At 45.9% G+C, this 15,028-nt stretch carries 15 protein-coding genes and 1 riboswitch; of the genes, 14 read left to right on the forward strand and 1 reads right to left on the reverse strand.

Annotated elements, in window-relative coordinates:
• Positions 1-85 precede the first annotated feature (85 nt).
• From L693_RS0103965 to L693_RS0104010, 10 genes are all read left to right on the forward strand, one after another.
• Complete coding sequence (locus tag L693_RS0103965) at positions 86-586, forward strand: Lrp/AsnC family transcriptional regulator (RefSeq protein ID WP_025716153.1); 501 nt, start codon at positions 86-88, stop codon at positions 584-586.
• Between the two features lie 12 nt (positions 587-598).
• Positions 599-1,810, forward strand: a complete 1,212-nt coding sequence (locus tag L693_RS0103970; protein ID WP_025716154.1) for an aminotransferase class I/II-fold pyridoxal phosphate-dependent enzyme — start codon at positions 599-601, stop codon at positions 1,808-1,810.
• A gap of 114 nt (positions 1,811-1,924) precedes the next feature.
• On the forward strand, positions 1,925-2,131 hold the full coding sequence (locus L693_RS0103975) for an aspartyl-phosphate phosphatase Spo0E family protein (protein ID WP_025716155.1): 207 nt from the start codon (positions 1,925-1,927) through the stop codon (positions 2,129-2,131).
• A 100-nt stretch (positions 2,132-2,231) separates the two neighbouring features.
• Complete coding sequence (locus L693_RS0103980; RefSeq protein ID WP_025716156.1) at positions 2,232-2,801, forward strand: hypothetical protein; 570 nt, start codon at positions 2,232-2,234, stop codon at positions 2,799-2,801.
• 18 nt (positions 2,802-2,819) lie between these two features.
• The gene (locus L693_RS0103985) at positions 2,820-3,383 is read left to right on the forward strand and encodes a cob(I)yrinic acid a,c-diamide adenosyltransferase (RefSeq protein ID WP_025716157.1); all 564 of its coding nucleotides are present in this window, start codon (positions 2,820-2,822) and stop codon (positions 3,381-3,383) included.
• Positions 3,384-3,404: 21 nt separating this feature from the next.
• The gene (locus tag L693_RS0103990) at positions 3,405-4,361 is read left to right on the forward strand and encodes an RluA family pseudouridine synthase (RefSeq protein WP_025716158.1); all 957 of its coding nucleotides are present in this window, start codon (positions 3,405-3,407) and stop codon (positions 4,359-4,361) included.
• Positions 4,362-4,368: 7 nt separating this feature from the next.
• Positions 4,369-4,734: an arsenate reductase family protein gene (locus L693_RS0103995; protein WP_025716159.1), complete on the forward strand. Its 366-nt coding sequence runs from the start codon at positions 4,369-4,371 to the stop codon at positions 4,732-4,734.
• Between the two features lie 73 nt (positions 4,735-4,807).
• Positions 4,808-5,704 (forward strand): 5'-3' exonuclease, encoded by an 897-nt coding sequence (locus L693_RS0104000; RefSeq protein ID WP_025716160.1) that lies wholly within the window; start codon positions 4,808-4,810, stop codon positions 5,702-5,704.
• A gap of 220 nt (positions 5,705-5,924) precedes the next feature.
• Positions 5,925-6,803 carry an ROK family protein gene (locus L693_RS0104005; RefSeq protein WP_025716161.1) on the forward strand — a complete coding sequence of 293 codons (879 nt, stop codon included), beginning with the start codon at positions 5,925-5,927 and terminating at the stop codon, positions 6,801-6,803.
• 164 nt (positions 6,804-6,967) lie between these two features.
• Positions 6,968-7,975, forward strand: a complete 1,008-nt coding sequence (locus tag L693_RS0104010; protein WP_025716162.1) for an HRDC domain-containing protein — start codon at positions 6,968-6,970, stop codon at positions 7,973-7,975.
• 168 nt (positions 7,976-8,143) lie between these two features.
• Here L693_RS0104010 and corA read toward each other — a convergent pair whose 3' ends face one another.
• Positions 8,144-9,079 (reverse strand): magnesium/cobalt transporter CorA, encoded by a 936-nt coding sequence (gene corA / locus L693_RS0104015; RefSeq protein WP_025716163.1) that lies wholly within the window; start codon positions 9,077-9,079, stop codon positions 8,144-8,146.
• Between the two features lie 555 nt (positions 9,080-9,634).
• Positions 9,635-9,761: riboswitch (SAM riboswitch) on the forward strand.
• A gap of 115 nt (positions 9,762-9,876) precedes the next feature.
• Here corA and metA point away from each other — a divergent pair.
• The 4 genes from metA (at position 9,877) to mqnC (ending at position 14,783) form a co-directional block, all read left to right on the forward strand.
• Positions 9,877-10,794: a homoserine O-acetyltransferase MetA gene (metA, locus tag L693_RS0104020; RefSeq protein ID WP_025716164.1), complete on the forward strand. Its 918-nt coding sequence runs from the start codon at positions 9,877-9,879 to the stop codon at positions 10,792-10,794.
• Positions 10,795-10,919: 125 nt separating this feature from the next.
• Positions 10,920-12,098 carry a PLP-dependent transferase gene (locus L693_RS0104025; RefSeq protein WP_025716165.1) on the forward strand — a complete coding sequence of 393 codons (1,179 nt, stop codon included), beginning with the start codon at positions 10,920-10,922 and terminating at the stop codon, positions 12,096-12,098.
• A gap of 2 nt (positions 12,099-12,100) precedes the next feature.
• On the forward strand, positions 12,101-13,279 hold the full coding sequence (locus L693_RS0104030) for an aminotransferase class I/II-fold pyridoxal phosphate-dependent enzyme (RefSeq protein WP_025716166.1): 1,179 nt from the start codon (positions 12,101-12,103) through the stop codon (positions 13,277-13,279).
• A gap of 370 nt (positions 13,280-13,649) precedes the next feature.
• The gene (gene mqnC / locus L693_RS0104035) at positions 13,650-14,783 is read left to right on the forward strand and encodes a cyclic dehypoxanthinyl futalosine synthase (protein WP_025716167.1); all 1,134 of its coding nucleotides are present in this window, start codon (positions 13,650-13,652) and stop codon (positions 14,781-14,783) included.
• Positions 14,784-15,028: the final 245 nt, after the last annotated feature.

Raw genomic sequence — 15,028 nt, forward strand, 5'->3', positions numbered from 1 at the left:
ACCGGGGCGGACGGTTTTTCTTTGCAGGTTTAAAGTACGTATTGTATGATGTATAGTAATCTCTTTTGATGGAGGCCTTATTAAAATGACAGAACTGGATGATTTGAAATTGAAAGTACTGGAATTGTTAAAAGAAGATGCAAGAAGAACACCGACTTTGCTGGCTACTATGCTGGGGGTTGACGAGCAGGATGTACGCAAATCAATTAGAGAGCTTGAAGATCAGCATGTGATTGTCAAATACGCCGCTGTGGTCAATTGGGATAAAGTCGACGACGAGAAGGTTACTGCTTTGATCGAAGTACAGATTACACCTGAGCGTGGGAGAGGCTTTGAAGGCATTGCCGAACGGATCTATTTGTATCCGCAGGTTAAATCGGTTTATCTCATGTCCGGGGCATACGACTTGCTGGTGGAAGTTGAAGGCCGTAACCTCCGCGAGGTTGCGAATTTTGTGTCGGAAAAGCTGTCGCCTATTGACTCGGTATTGTCCACCAAGACCAATTTTACGCTTAAAAAATACAAGCAGGACGGAATTATCTTTGAGGACCATCAGGATGATAACCGTCTGATGATTTCGCCGTAAAGGAAGATCATAATGAATCTCAAATCAGAAGCATTTACCGATAGCAACAAAGCTATGAGTTCCTATTTGTCTCCGCTGGTACGCGAAATTCCGTCTTCGGGCATTCGTAAGTTTTTTGATTTGGTGGGTAGCAACAAGGATATTATTACCCTTGGAGTAGGGGAACCGGATTTCACAACCCCTTGGCATATGCGGGAAGCCTGCGTCTATTCATTGGAGCGAGGCTTTACCAGCTATACGTCCAATGCGGGAACACCAGAATTGCGTGAAGCGATTAGTGAATATCTGAATGAGCAATTTGAAGTCCGTTATGATCCGAAAAATGAAATTATTGTGACGGTTGGTGGCAGTGAGGCGATTGATCTTGCCTTGCGTGCATTAATCGTACCCGGCGACGAAATTCTCGTTCCTGAGCCATGCTACATTTCATATTCTCCTATCACTGCGATTGGGGGCGGGGTTCCGGTAGGTATTGAAACGTTCGCCAAGGATGAATTTAAGCTGACCGCTGAGGCATTGGAGGCAAAAATTACACCTAAATCCAAGGTGCTGATTTTATGCTATCCGAGCAATCCGACCGGAGCTACGATGACTTATGAAGATTGGCTCCCGATTGCCGAACTCGTGGAAAAGCATGATTTAATCGTTATTTCTGATGAAATTTATGCCGAATTGAATTATGGCGATAAGCATGTCAGCTTTGCTTCTATGCCGGGTATGATGGATCGTACGATTCTCGTCAGTGGTTTTTCCAAAGCCTTTGCCATGACGGGCTGGCGTATTGGATATACATGTGGGCATCCTGACCTGATTGCTGCTATGCTCAAAATCCACCAGTACACCGTTATGTGCGCACCCTCCATGGGACAAGTTGCGGCACTGGAAGGCCTACGGAATGGTTTGGGTGAAAAGGACCGGATGGTGGAAGCCTATAATCAGCGTCGCCGTCTGATGGTTGAGGGGTTTCGTGAGATTGGTCTGGAATGTCACGAGCCGCGAGGGGCTTTCTATGTTTTCCCTAGTATTCAAAGTACGGGACTGAGTTCGGATGAATTTGCGCAGCGCCTTTTGACAGAGGCAAAGGTTGCAGCTGTACCGGGGAATGTGTTCGGTCTGGGAGGCGAAGGCTACCTTCGTTGTTCCTATGCGACCTCTGTCGGTCAGCTGACGGAAGCACTGGATCGGATCGGTCATTTTGTAGAAAAAGTAAGAAGAGAAGGTTAAAATTATTTTTTTATGGTTAAATCATAGAGAATAGTCTTTTATTTCTAAATTTATATGCTATAATTTGAAATCGAAAGCAGGAAGTTCAATTTTTCAATTGCAGGAGGAGTGCTTATGTCATATGTTGGATATCATTCATCGCGTTCAATAGGACACGACATTTCCCTGGAAGATGAAATTTTGCTTCTGCGCAATGAGATGACACGGACGTTTCAGGAAGAGCAGTCCTTCACCTCTGATCTTGTTATCGAGATCAGCTGCAAGCTCGATTTGAAAATCAATGAATACATGAAGCTGTATGGTACGGAGTGCAAGGTGTGACCCTGTGCATTCAGCCGAAGGTATGAGAAGGCCGCAGGGCCTTCTTTTTTTGCGTTTACAACTTATGATATATTAGTGGCATGGAAGAGGGGGCGTACAGATGAGAGCAGGGATAAGAAGGCTGACACCATTGATGATCGGAATGCTGGCACTCGTACTATTGGCCGGATGTGGCGGTCGGGATAAGGACAGCTTTTCCATTTTTATAATGGATAAAGGGGATGCTTCAGTCGTTCGGGATGAGCTGACACAAAAGCTTAAGGCTAAGCTGGGCGAACAGGCTCCCAACATCGAGATTTCAGTCAGCCCGCTGTATAATCAGCAGAAGCTGGTCGTTGAATATGCTGCTGGAGAGCATGATCTGTTTATTTTACCGGAAGAGGATATGAAGCTGTACGGACAGAATGGTTCAAATCTGCCGTTGGATGACGCCTTTGACAAGAATACGTATACTCGGGGTGTGTTCGAAGGAGGCGTATTTAAGAAGAAGGCGCAGGGAGAAGAAGGAACAGATGTGATCATGGAAACTCATTTGTTTGGAATTCCGGTGGAGCAGATGAAGATGTTTAAGGATTTAAAATATAACTCAAAAACATTATTTGCTACCGTGCCGCCACGCACCAGCAATAAGGAAGAAGCCATTAAGGTGCTGAAAGCACTTACGGAATGATAAGGGGGATGGAGTACGATGGGGATTTATACGAGAACAGGTGATGAGGGACAAACTTCGGTAATCGGAGGTCGGGTATCCAAAGATGATGACCGTGTAGAGGCATACGGCACAATCGACGAGCTGAACAGCTTTGTAGGACAAGCAATCAGCTTTGCCGAAGGAGAAACGTTTGCGGATATTCGGGCCCAATTGGAGGAAATACAGCAGGAGTTGTTTGATTGCGGCTCGGATTTGGCATTTGTCAAAATAAATGAAAGCAAATATAAGGTGAAGGACGAGCTGGCAGAGCGGCTGGAAGGCTGGATTGATACATGTCAGGAGGAAAACCCGAAGGTGGAGCGGTTTATTATACCGGGAGGTAGTACATTATCCTCAACCCTTCATATTTGTCGTACGGTTTGTCGACGCGCGGAACGCCGGGCTGTCACACTGGGTAAGCACACAGAAATTAATCCTGCGGTACGTCGGTATTTGAACCGTCTTTCTGATTATTTCTTTGTCGTGGCCCGCACAGCGAATGTGCGTCAGGGTGTACCCGATGTCGAATATGTGCGGAGCAAAAAAGTGTTCCGCAAATAAGGAGGCAACCGGGAATTTGTGATGAGCTTGTACTATGAACCTATCGTGTATATGATTCCTCCTGAAGAGGAAGGAATGCTGTTGAAGACGATTTTACAGAAAAGAATGAACATTTCACGTAAGCTGATTTCCAAGCTCAAGCTGACAGAGCAAGGGATTATGCTGAACGGGACACGAGTGTATATCAGCGTAAAGGTAAAGGCTGGAGATCGGGTGGAAATTCGGATGGAGCGCGAGCGTTCCGATGATATTTTACCCGAACCGATTCCTTTTGACATTTTGTATGAGGATGAGCATCTGCTGGTCGTAAACAAGGCGGCGGGAATCATTGTTCATCCGACTCATGGACATTACACCGGTACATTGGCTAACGGAGTTGTCCATTATTGGCAGTCCAAGGGAGAGCTGTTCCGGTTCCGCCCCGTTCATCGTCTCGATCAGGAGACGACAGGTGTGCTCGTTGTAGCTAAAAATCCGTATGTACACCAGCACATTTCTGAGCAGATGATTGCGGGAACGGTGGATAAGCGCTATACGGCCTTGGTGCACGGGCGCCCTGAGCAACAGGAAGGACGCGTGGATGGGCCGATTGACCGTAACCCAGATGATCCGCATTTGAGAATGGTGACTCCAAATGGTTATCCTGCTTTGACGCTGTATAAGCTGGAGGAAGCTTGGGATGAAGGAAGCCGTATCGGTCTGAAATTGGAATCCGGGCGTACGCACCAAATTCGTGTACATATGACGTACATCGGCTGTCCTTTGATCGGAGATAAAATGTACCGGGCTATACCGGATGACGCAGCGTCTCGTGAGCAATATGAGCAGCTTGATGCCCGGATGCCTCGACAAGCGCTGCATGCCTCAGAGCTGTCCTTGGTGCACCCTGCGACAGGGGAGCGACTAACGTTCTATGCTCCTCTACCGACTGATATGGCCGAAATGCAGGGGCTGTTAAGAAACAAAATGGAGGATTAACCTAACGATGAACCAACTAAAAATATACCAGTATTCCAAATGCAGCACCTGCCGTAATGCAGTAAAATGGCTGCAAAACAAGGGACATGAGACAGAACTGATTCCTATTTTTGAACAACCGCCCGGACCGGAGGAACTGGAAGACTTGATCAGTAAAAGCGGGCTGGAGCTCAAGAAATTTTTCAATACCAGCGGTGAGGTATATAAGGAGCTAAAATTGAAGGACAAGCTCGGAGACATGAGCCGTGAAGAGCAAATTTCGCTTTTATCTTCGAATGGAAGGTTGATCAAGCGCCCCATCGTAACAGATGGGAGCAAAGTAACGGTAGGCTTCAGAGAGGAAACATTTGAGGAGGCATGGGGGGCTCAATAACGCCCAATTCCGTTCCGCGATGTGGTATACTGTTGGGGTTAAATAATATGAATGAATGGGAGCAATACAATCTGTGACACAACGTAATGAACAATCCATAATGCTGGTTGATGGCATGGCCCTGCTATTCCGCGCTTATTATGCAACTGCCGCAAACGGCTATATCCGTCGCACAAAAGCTGGAGTGCCAACGAACGCCATATATGGTTTTATTCGATATTTTTGGGATGCTGTCCAAACGTTTAATCCTACCCATGTTATCTGCTGCTGGGATATGGGCGGAACGACCTTTCGCGGGGAGCATTTTGCTGCGTACAAGGGAAATCGAGCCGACGCGCCGGATGATTTGATTCCTCAATTTGCGTTGATTCGTGAAGTGACGGACAGTCTCGGTATTCCCAACATTGGAGCAGAAGGCTTTGAAGCGGATGATTGTATCGGTACGCTTGCGCGCCATTATACGCAAAATGAAAACATGGATGTGATGGTTCTCTCAGGAGATCATGATTTACTCCAATTGGTGGATGAGCGGACACGGGTCATCATTATGAAAAAAGGCCACGGCAATTATATGGTGTATACCCCAGAGACGCTGTTGGCTGAAAAAGGACTTAAGCCGCGCCAAGTGGTGGACCTCAAAGGCTTAATGGGGGATGCGAGCGACAATTACCCGGGGGTACGCGGTATTGGTGAGAAAACAGCGCTCAAGCTCGTACAGGAATATGACTCCATTGAAGGAATTCTGGCGAACCTGGATCAGTTGACGCCATCGGTGCGCAAAAAGATTGAGAGTGATCTGGATATGCTGCATCTTTCACGCAAGCTTGCTGAAATTCATTGTAATGTACCTGTAGCGTGTACTTTGGATAGCTGTCTGCTGACACTGGATCATGTGCAAATTGTCGACAAGTTTGAGCAGCTTGAAATGAAAAGCTTATGTACGTTGATGGGTGTTGCCATCGGATCATAATGAGGCAGGTATGCTTCATAGGTATATTCAGGAATAGTACATGTAAGGATGCTGGCGTTTGAAACGTTAGCATCTTTTTTTGTGTATATAGGCATTAGCAGAGATTCATTCATGTGAAGGATTATATACAATTGTGAACAGGGGATTGACCTTGGGAGCGTTTCAGGTGAATATAGTGTAGAGGGAAACGGACTACGATTGAGAGGGGACAACAGAAGCAATGACAGTATTGGGAGCAATTGAAGCAGGCGGTACCAAATTTGTATGTGGAATTGGCAATGAACGGGGAGAGGTACTGGAGCGTGCCAGCTTTCCAACAACCACGCCAGCGGAAACGATGGAGAATGTCATTTCATTTTTTGAAGGAAAGGGTATTGAAGCACTGGGAGTAGGGTCATTTGGACCGATTGACCCTATCGAGGGTAGTGATACATACGGCTATATTACGACAACACCCAAGCCGTATTGGGGGAATTACAATCTGATTGGCAAGCTGAAAGAGCATTTTGATGTACCTATGGGATTTGACACCGATGTGAACGGAGCAGCATTAGGTGAATCCATCTGGGGCGCAGCCAAGGGAATGGATAGCTGTCTGTATATTACGATAGGTACAGGCATTGGGGCAGGTGCTTTGGTTGGAGGTAAACTGATTCATGGATTATCTCACCCAGAGATGGGACACATTCTGGTGCGTCGTCATCCAGAGGATACTTATGAGGGTACATGCCCTTATCACGGAGATTGTCTGGAAGGACTGGCAGCGGGTCCTGCGCTCGAAAAAAGATGGAAGGTTAAGGGACATGAGCTTTCTGTTGATCACCCGGCCTGGGAAATGGAAGCGTATTATCTCGCACAGGCTTTGATGAGCTATGTATTAATCCTGTCACCGCAAAAGATTATTATGGGCGGAGGAGTAATGAAGCAAGAGCAGTTGTTCCCGCTCATTCGTAGCAAGCTTCAAGAGCTATTGAACGGCTACGTACAGCATCCGAGTCTGACTGCGGACATTGAACAATACATCGTAAGCCCGGGATTGGGCGACAATGCCGGATTGTGCGGTGCTCTTGCTTTGGCAAAGGAAAAGCTAAATCTTTGAGAATTTTTGGGTTGACGACGCTCCAAGGTATGGTTATCATATAGGCAACAGCATAGTACGGCTCAAAAAGGGAAGCACCTTTCTTGCGAATACGCAGGATAGGTGCTTTTTTGTGTTTTTGCGTTGTGCGGACTGTAATCAACGATACACAGGGAGGAATAAATATGGAGATTGCATTTTTGAACCGCTTGTCCAAACGGAATGAACATGGCTATGAGAGCTTTGCCCAGGTATGGATTGGGCAACATGAAGGGATATGGAGTGCCGGCTGGAGTACGCATCATGGCTTGGATGAAAGCACCGATGATCTATGGTATGAGGGAAGCTTGTGGCAAGAATTGCTGCATGTGTACCGCCATGAGTTGGCGCTCAAAATGGCTGAGGGCTACAGACCTTTGATCAATGGGGTTTTTCATGATCAAGAGGGAGGAGCAGGACGAGGACAAACCCAGCAAAAGCTGTATTGTTATAGCGATTTATATCCGCGTGATGATGTATATGAGCAATTAACGATGTGGAGAAGGCAAAAGGCAGCCGCCGAGCGCAAGGCCCCTTATTTTATCGCTACGAATCGCCTGCTTCGACTCATTAGCGTTTATCTTCCCCATACGGAAGAGGAATTGCTGGAGCTACCCGGTATGGGCCAGGGGAAGGTGACGCAATATGCGAAAGAGCTATTGGCTATTACGACACAAAATGACCGGGCAACACCATTTCCACTGAGTTGGGTAACGGAGGCACTGGAAGAAGAAGTTTTTTTATCATGGATGTATAAACAAAAAGAAAATCAGTACAGACAGGAGCTGAATAAATTTAGCCTGACAAAAACGATTATTGAAGGTATTTCAGAAGACCTTTCACTGGAGCAAATCGGGATGAAAGCAGGCTTGCATCGTAGAGAGATGATCGAGGCTGTAGAGCATTTGGACAGGGATGGATTTGATATGGAGAAGTTGATCCGTAAGGAACTGGTGAACGTATCCGAGGAAGAGCAGGCAGCCATCTGGTCTGCCTATGAGGAGTTGGGGGACACGCTGCTCAAGCCCGTCATGCTGCAAGTGTATGGAGAAGAGAAGGCGGCAGACACGGGACTGGATCAAGTTTATGACCGTATGCGCCTAATCCGTATCCGTTACCGCCATCAGGAGACATCAGATCGACATGTAGGATAACCTACTACAAATCGAAAGCACGGCTTATTCGCCGAAAGGCATAATAGGTCACGGGCTTTTTTTGAAAAAAAGTTAAGCGATTGTGTGGGGGGAATTACGTAGCAATACAACAAAGCAGCAGCTATATCCTGAATAGATACGGCTGCTGCCTTGGTCATTCTTTTCTTTTCAAACCCAATCCTTCTTGCGGAAAATGCAGAACATACTGACACCTAGCGCCACCATAATACCTATGACAACAAAATAACCATAACGTGTATGAAGCTCAGGCATATTATCGAAATTCATCCCATATATTCCGGTAATAACCGTCAATGGCATAAATACGGTCGTAATTGCCGTGAACACGCGCATAATTTCGTTAGCACGGTTGGCAATACTGGATTGATAAGCTTCTCGAAGGTTACCCATCAAGTCGCGATAAGTTTCGAAAGTCTCCGAAATTTTCACAGCATTTTCATAAATGTCGCTAAAGTATTTTTGCAATTGATCGTCGATGAGTCGTAAATCTCGTTTGTTCAGGGTGTTAATGACTTCCTTTTGCGGACCCAGCACTTTTTTCAGCCACAGAATCTCACTGCGCAAGCCGATGATTTCATTCAAATGCGACTTTTTCGTATGCATTAGAATATCTTCTTCCAGCTTTTCAATGCGAACTTCAATCCGGTCACCAACCAAAAAATAATTATCAACAATCAAGTCGATCAACAGATACATAAAGCGGTCCGGCTGGCTTACTTCTTGCTCCCAAAGCATAGGCTTAAGGGTGCGAAGCTCATTGATTTTTTGCTTGGTCACCGTAATGATAAAATGACGGCCGAGAAAAATGTTCAAAGCACGCAAAAATATTTCTTCATCATCAAAACGAATACTGTTTACAACGATAAAATAATGGCTTTCATAAATTTCAATCTTCGGGCGCTGCTCTTCTTCACTCAAACAGTCCTCGACCGCAAGATCATGCATGGAGAATAAAGGCTGGAGCACTGCCAGATCATCGACATCAGCATCAATCCAATAAAAGCCTTCTGCTGGTGCAGTAAGCGCCATTTCAATTTCTTCGACAGGGGTAAAAACCCCGTTGTTTACCAAACGGATTTTCATATTTGTCACTCCTTATGCTCCGTCGCAACGGAAATACGTGTACCTTAAGCATAAGGAATGGACTCAGTTAGCCAGTTAGCCGGTTCGGGTAAGCGTGCATTCCCATCAAAAGCCGAGGGCTTTTGGAGCATGCAGAGCCTGGCGTCCCGTCTTTCGGCAAGCTGAAGTCATTCCTATGCTGTTGTTCAGGGATCGCCGCCTATTCGGACTCGGGTCGCCTTCCATTCCGGATTCACCTCACAAATGTTCTTTTTTAGGTTGCCACAGTATCGCAGAAAACACTCAAAATTTGCACTGTTGCTCTATATTTGTGCCTATTAGCACTTGTATAGTATAACGCTCGGCCTACGGCCTTTCAAGCGCAAAATCATGGGCTGAATCAGCAGCAATGACAAGAGCTTCAATGATAAGAGTGGGATGATTTAACCTATGGAAAAGGCAGACAAAATGTGAATGAAGGACACAAATTTACAAGTCCCATCTTGACGAAGCCCAGCCGATGCATTAAAGTGTTTAAAAAAAAGAACTTTGTGAACCTAAAATGAATATAGCGAAATCTTATCAAGAGCAGGTGGAGGGACTAGCCCGATGATACCCGGCAACCGGCGATTCTAATCGCACGGTGCTAATTCTTGCAGGACGTGCGCTTTGTATAAAAGCGTACTGCCCTGACAGATGAGAGAGGCGCATATGGATACAAATATGACCTTTCTCTAACTGAGAAAGGTCTTTTTATTATATGCCCGGCATCTCAACAGACGATTTTCGCAAAACTTACCGAACAAGGAGTGAGTTATATGCCGATTAAGATTCCGGACACACTACCTGCCAAGGAAGTGCTGGAGGGCGAAAATATTTTCGTAATGGATGAAAGCCTGGCCTATCACCAGGATATTCGTCCGTTGCGCATCGCCATTTTGAATTTGATGCCTACAAAAGAGACAACAGAAACCCAACTGTTACGACTCGTCGGCAATACCCCGCTGCAAGTAGACGTTACATTGGTACACATGAAGTCCCATGTATCCAAAAATACATCACAAGAATATTTGAATATGTTTTATAAAACGTTTGACGAGATCAAGAACAGCCGTTTTGACGGCATGGTTATTACGGGCGCCCCGGTAGAACAGCTTGAGTTTGAAGATGTGAACTACTGGGAAGAAATCCAGCAAATTTTTGAATGGACGAAAAAAAATGTCACTTCGACCATGCATATCTGTTGGGCCTCACAGGCAGGTCTATACCACCATTTCGGTGTTCCCAAATACGGACTCGACTTCAAATGCTTTGGTGTATTTCCACACACGGTTATTAAGCCTAAGGTGAAGCTGTTACGCGGCTTCGATGAACTTTTTTATGCTCCTCATTCCCGGCATACAGAGGTTCGACGGGAGGATATTGATCGCATTGCCGAATTAGAGGTTTTATCCGAATCCGAGGAAGCCGGCGTGTATCTGGTCGCCACGTGTGATGGTAAACAAATTTTTGTAACTGGTCATTCTGAATACGATCCGCTCTCGCTGAAATGGGAATACGATCGTGATGTGGCCAAAGGATTGGATATTGAAGTCCCCAAAAACTATTTTCCCAATGATGATCCTGAACTCACACCGCCCTCTATATGGCGTGCGCATGCCAATTTATTATTTTCTAATTGGCTTAACTATTATGTATACCAAGAAACGCCTTACGATATCGGGCCCCAGATTTAAAAAGGGGCTTAAACTTTACCTTACCGCAGCAACACCTTGCAGTAGTGAAGCAGTATAGTGTTTGATCATCCATTTGTGCAGCGTAGGTTACAACATCCAATATGGAAGTTAATGGGAGGGTTCATATGAGTGAGAAGCAGTGGAAAATCGAAAGCAGATTGGCGCAGATCGGTTCAGTAGAAGAGCCAGTAACCGGGGCTATTAATTATCCGATTTATCAAGCTACGGCGTTCCGCCATCCTCGTCTAGGTCAAAGCACAGGTTTTGATTACATTCGGACGACCAATCCGACGCGAAAGATACTGGAAGAGGCTTCAGCTGTATTGGAATCTGGTGATGCAGGCTTTGCATGCAGTTCCGGCATGGCGGCGCTGCAAACGGTGTTTGCTTTATTTGGACAGGGAGATCATCTCATCGTATCGTTGGATCTCTATGGCGGGACATATCGTTTGCTGGAGCGCATTTTATCTAAATTCGGTGTGACGGCAAGTTATGTGGATACAAACGATCTTGAAGCACTCCAACAGTCATGCCGACCGAATACTAAAGCTGTATTCATAGAAACGCCTACGAACCCATTGATGATGATTACTGATATTCGAGCGGTGGCTGAATGGGCATCACAACGTAAGTTGCTTACCATTGTAGACAATACGCTGCTAACACCATATTTCCAGCGTCCCTTGGAACTGGGTGCCGATATTGTGGTACATAGCGCAACCAAATATTTGGGTGGACACAATGATGTACTGGCAGGTTTGATCGTAACCAAGGGCAGAGAGCTGTCGGACGAAATTTCCTTCCTTCATAATTCTATAGGAGCTGTGCTTTCCCCAAGCGACAGCTACCAATTAATGAAGGGCATGAAAACGCTGGCGTTGCGTATGGATCGACATGAGCATAATGCGACGGTACTTGCTAACTATTTATTGACTCACCCTGCAGTGGCGGAAGTATTTTATCCGGGGCTCGAAGGTCATCCGGGTCGTGAGATACAAAACAAACAATCCAGCGGCAACACAGGTATTTTCTCCTTTAAATTAAAGGATGCTCGCTATGTGGAGCCCTTGCTTCGTCATATTAAGTTGATTGCCTTTGCCGAAAGTCTGGGCGGGGTGGAATCGCTGATGACCTATCCTGCGGTGCAGACGCATGCCGATATACCAGCAGAAATTCGGGATGCAGTGGGGGTAGATGACAGGCTGCTGCGTTTCTCAGTAGGTATCGAGCATACAGACGATTTAATTGAAGATTTGCGTTCGGCCTTAGAAGCGGCACGTCAAGAAGTTGAAGGAGGGGAGTAGCAATGATTGAGGATGCAAGGAAAATCGAGCAAACTCTGATTAAGGAGCGGAAATTCGCTACCAAGCTGCTGCATTTCGGCTCTGAAATAGACAGTGTAACAGGAGCTTCCAGTGTTCCCATCTATCAGGCTTCTACCTTTCACCATCATGATATCTTTAACCCACCACAGCATGACTATAGCCGTTCCAGTAATCCGACACGACAGGCTTTGGAAGACTATATCGCCCTCTTAGAAGGCGGAGCCAGAGGTTTTGCCTTTGCATCCGGCATGGCAGCCATTTCTACTGTATTTATGCTTCTGTCCGCTGGAGACCATGTCATTGTTTCGGAGGACGTATATGGAGGAACGTATCGACTGCTGACCTCTATACTGAAACGGATGAATATCGAAACGACCTTTGTCGATATGACGGACATCAACCTTGTAAAAGAGGCCTTGCAGGACAATACAAAGGCTGTGTATATAGAAACCCCGTCCAATCCTACACTCAAAATTACTGATATAGCAGGATTAGCCTCTTGGGCACAGGACAATGGACTTTTGACGCTGCTGGACAATACGTTTATGACACCTTATTATCAGCGTCCGATTGAACAGGGGGTCGATATTGTCCTGCACAGTGCGACCAAGTTTCTCGGTGGACACAGCGATGTGCTGGCAGGGCTTGCGGTAGCACGTACCGGATCGTTGGGAAGACAAATCAAGCAGCTCCAAAACGGGATGGGGACTGTGCTGGCCCCACAAGAGTCATGGTTGCTCATGCGCGGCATGAAGACGCTGGAAGCCCGGATGGCACACAGTGAAAAAAGCGCGGCAAAGCTTGCGAACTGGCTGAACGAGCGGGCCGATATTCAGGCAGTATACTATCCGGGGCTGGAGAATCATCCGGGGCGTGCTGTTCATGAGAGCCAATCCAGCGGCTACGGTGCCGTTATTTCCTTTGATGTAGGTTCTGGTGAGCGGGCAAAAGAAGTCCTCAGTCGTGTGCGTATTCCAATTGTTGCGGTGAGTTTGGGAGCTGTAGAAAGCATCCTGTCGTACCCGGCGATGATGTCACATGCGGCTATGCCGCATAGTGTACGTCTGGAGCGTGGAATTACGGACGGACTACTTCGTTTCTCTGTAGGACTGGAGGATATTGACGACCTGATCAGCGATTTGAACGAAGCGCTCCGCTAGAGCATCAGTACCACAGCAGCATCTTGGCGTTTACATGCAAAGGAAGCGAATTATGTAAAGTCCTAAACAGCAAGTTTCCAGTATTTCAGGAGGCTTGCTGTTTTCTATAGCATGACATGAAGAACAGTGTGAAAAAACGCATATTTCTCAAGGTGAAAAGCAGAAAGAAGCGGGAATAAGTATGGTTCCTTACCTAAAGATATGTTAGTATTATCAATAGGTTTTACTATGCTAAATAGCACAGACAACATACAAGGCTAGTCATGAACATACATTACGGCAGGGTTCGAACGCAGGTTTGTGAAAGCATTCTCGTTCATAAGTCCTGTCTTTCATTTCGTCGCCCTGTGAAAGCGAAGGAGGATACACCATGAGTGTAATCGACCATATTTTAGATAAAGCCCTGCGCGGCGAACGCCTGAATTTAGAGGATACCGTTGCTTTGTTCGAATCAGACGAGGTAGAGAAAATCGGTCATGCGGCGAATAAAGTCATGAATCGCATGCATCCGAATCCTGTAAAAACCTTCGTCATCGGACGAAATATTAACTACACGAACGTGTGCGACGTATATTGTCGTTTTTGTGCTTTTTACCGCAGACCGGGTTCAGATGAAGGTTACGTTCTACCGGATGAGGTCATCTTTCAGAAGATCAAGGAAACGCAGGATGTAGGAGGCACCGAGATTCTGATGCAAGGCGGTGTAAATCCGAATCTGCCGTTCAGTTATTATACAGATTTGCTGAAAGCCATTAAGGAGCGTTTTCCTGATATTACGATGCACTCCTTCTCGCCGGCTGAAATTCATAAGATGAAAGAAAAATCCGGCCTTTCCATGGAAGATACCATTCGGGCCATTCATGAGGCTGGACTGGATTCATTGCCAGGTGGAGGCGGAGAGATTTTGGATGATCGCACACGCCGCAAAATCAGTCGTCTCAAAGGCTCGTGGCGTGATTGGATGGATGTGATGCAAACGGCCCACAAGGTGGGTATGAACACGACTGCTACGATGGTTATCGGCTTTGGCGAATTGATGGAGGAGCGAGCGCTGCATTTGCTGCGTGTTCGTGATGCTCAGGACGAATGTATTGAAAATAAATATAATTCTGAAGGATTTTTGGCCTTTATTCCTTGGACCTTCCAACCAGATAACACAAATCTGAAGAAGGAGCGCCAGACGCCAGAGGAATATTTGAAAACTGTTGCAATCAGTCGCCTTGTATTGGATAACATCAAGCATATTCAGTCCTCGTGGGTAACCATGGGACCCGAAATCGGCAAAAAATCGCTATACTACGGCTGCGATGATTTTGGTAGCACAATGATTGAGGAAAACGTCGTTTCCGCCGCAGGCGCAACGTATAAAGTCAACATCGAGTCCATTTTACAGTTGATCCGCGAGACCGGTCACATTCCGGCACAACGTAATACCCGTTATGATATTATTCGTACTTTTGACAGTGCCAGCAGTATTGAACATGACTTTATTATGCAAAATTAAGAATACATCCGTTCATATTTCGTAATCATTAAAAACGCTTATCTATCATTAATCCGTGTAGAGGGATTATGTAGATAAGCGTTTTTTGAATTGCAGGCAATAAGCAAATGATTAAAGATATTATTTCAAACTAACGTTTCTGACATTTACGATAGAATATACGCTAAAAAAGGGGTATTCGGATTTTATGGTGGAGACAAAATCAAAATATTTCACTTAAAAATCGGAGAATATGGTGGTATTTT

The sequence above is a fragment of the Paenibacillus sp. 1-18 genome, assembly GCF_000520755.1.
Lineage (GTDB): Bacteria > Bacillota > Bacilli > Paenibacillales > Paenibacillaceae > Paenibacillus > Paenibacillus brasilensis.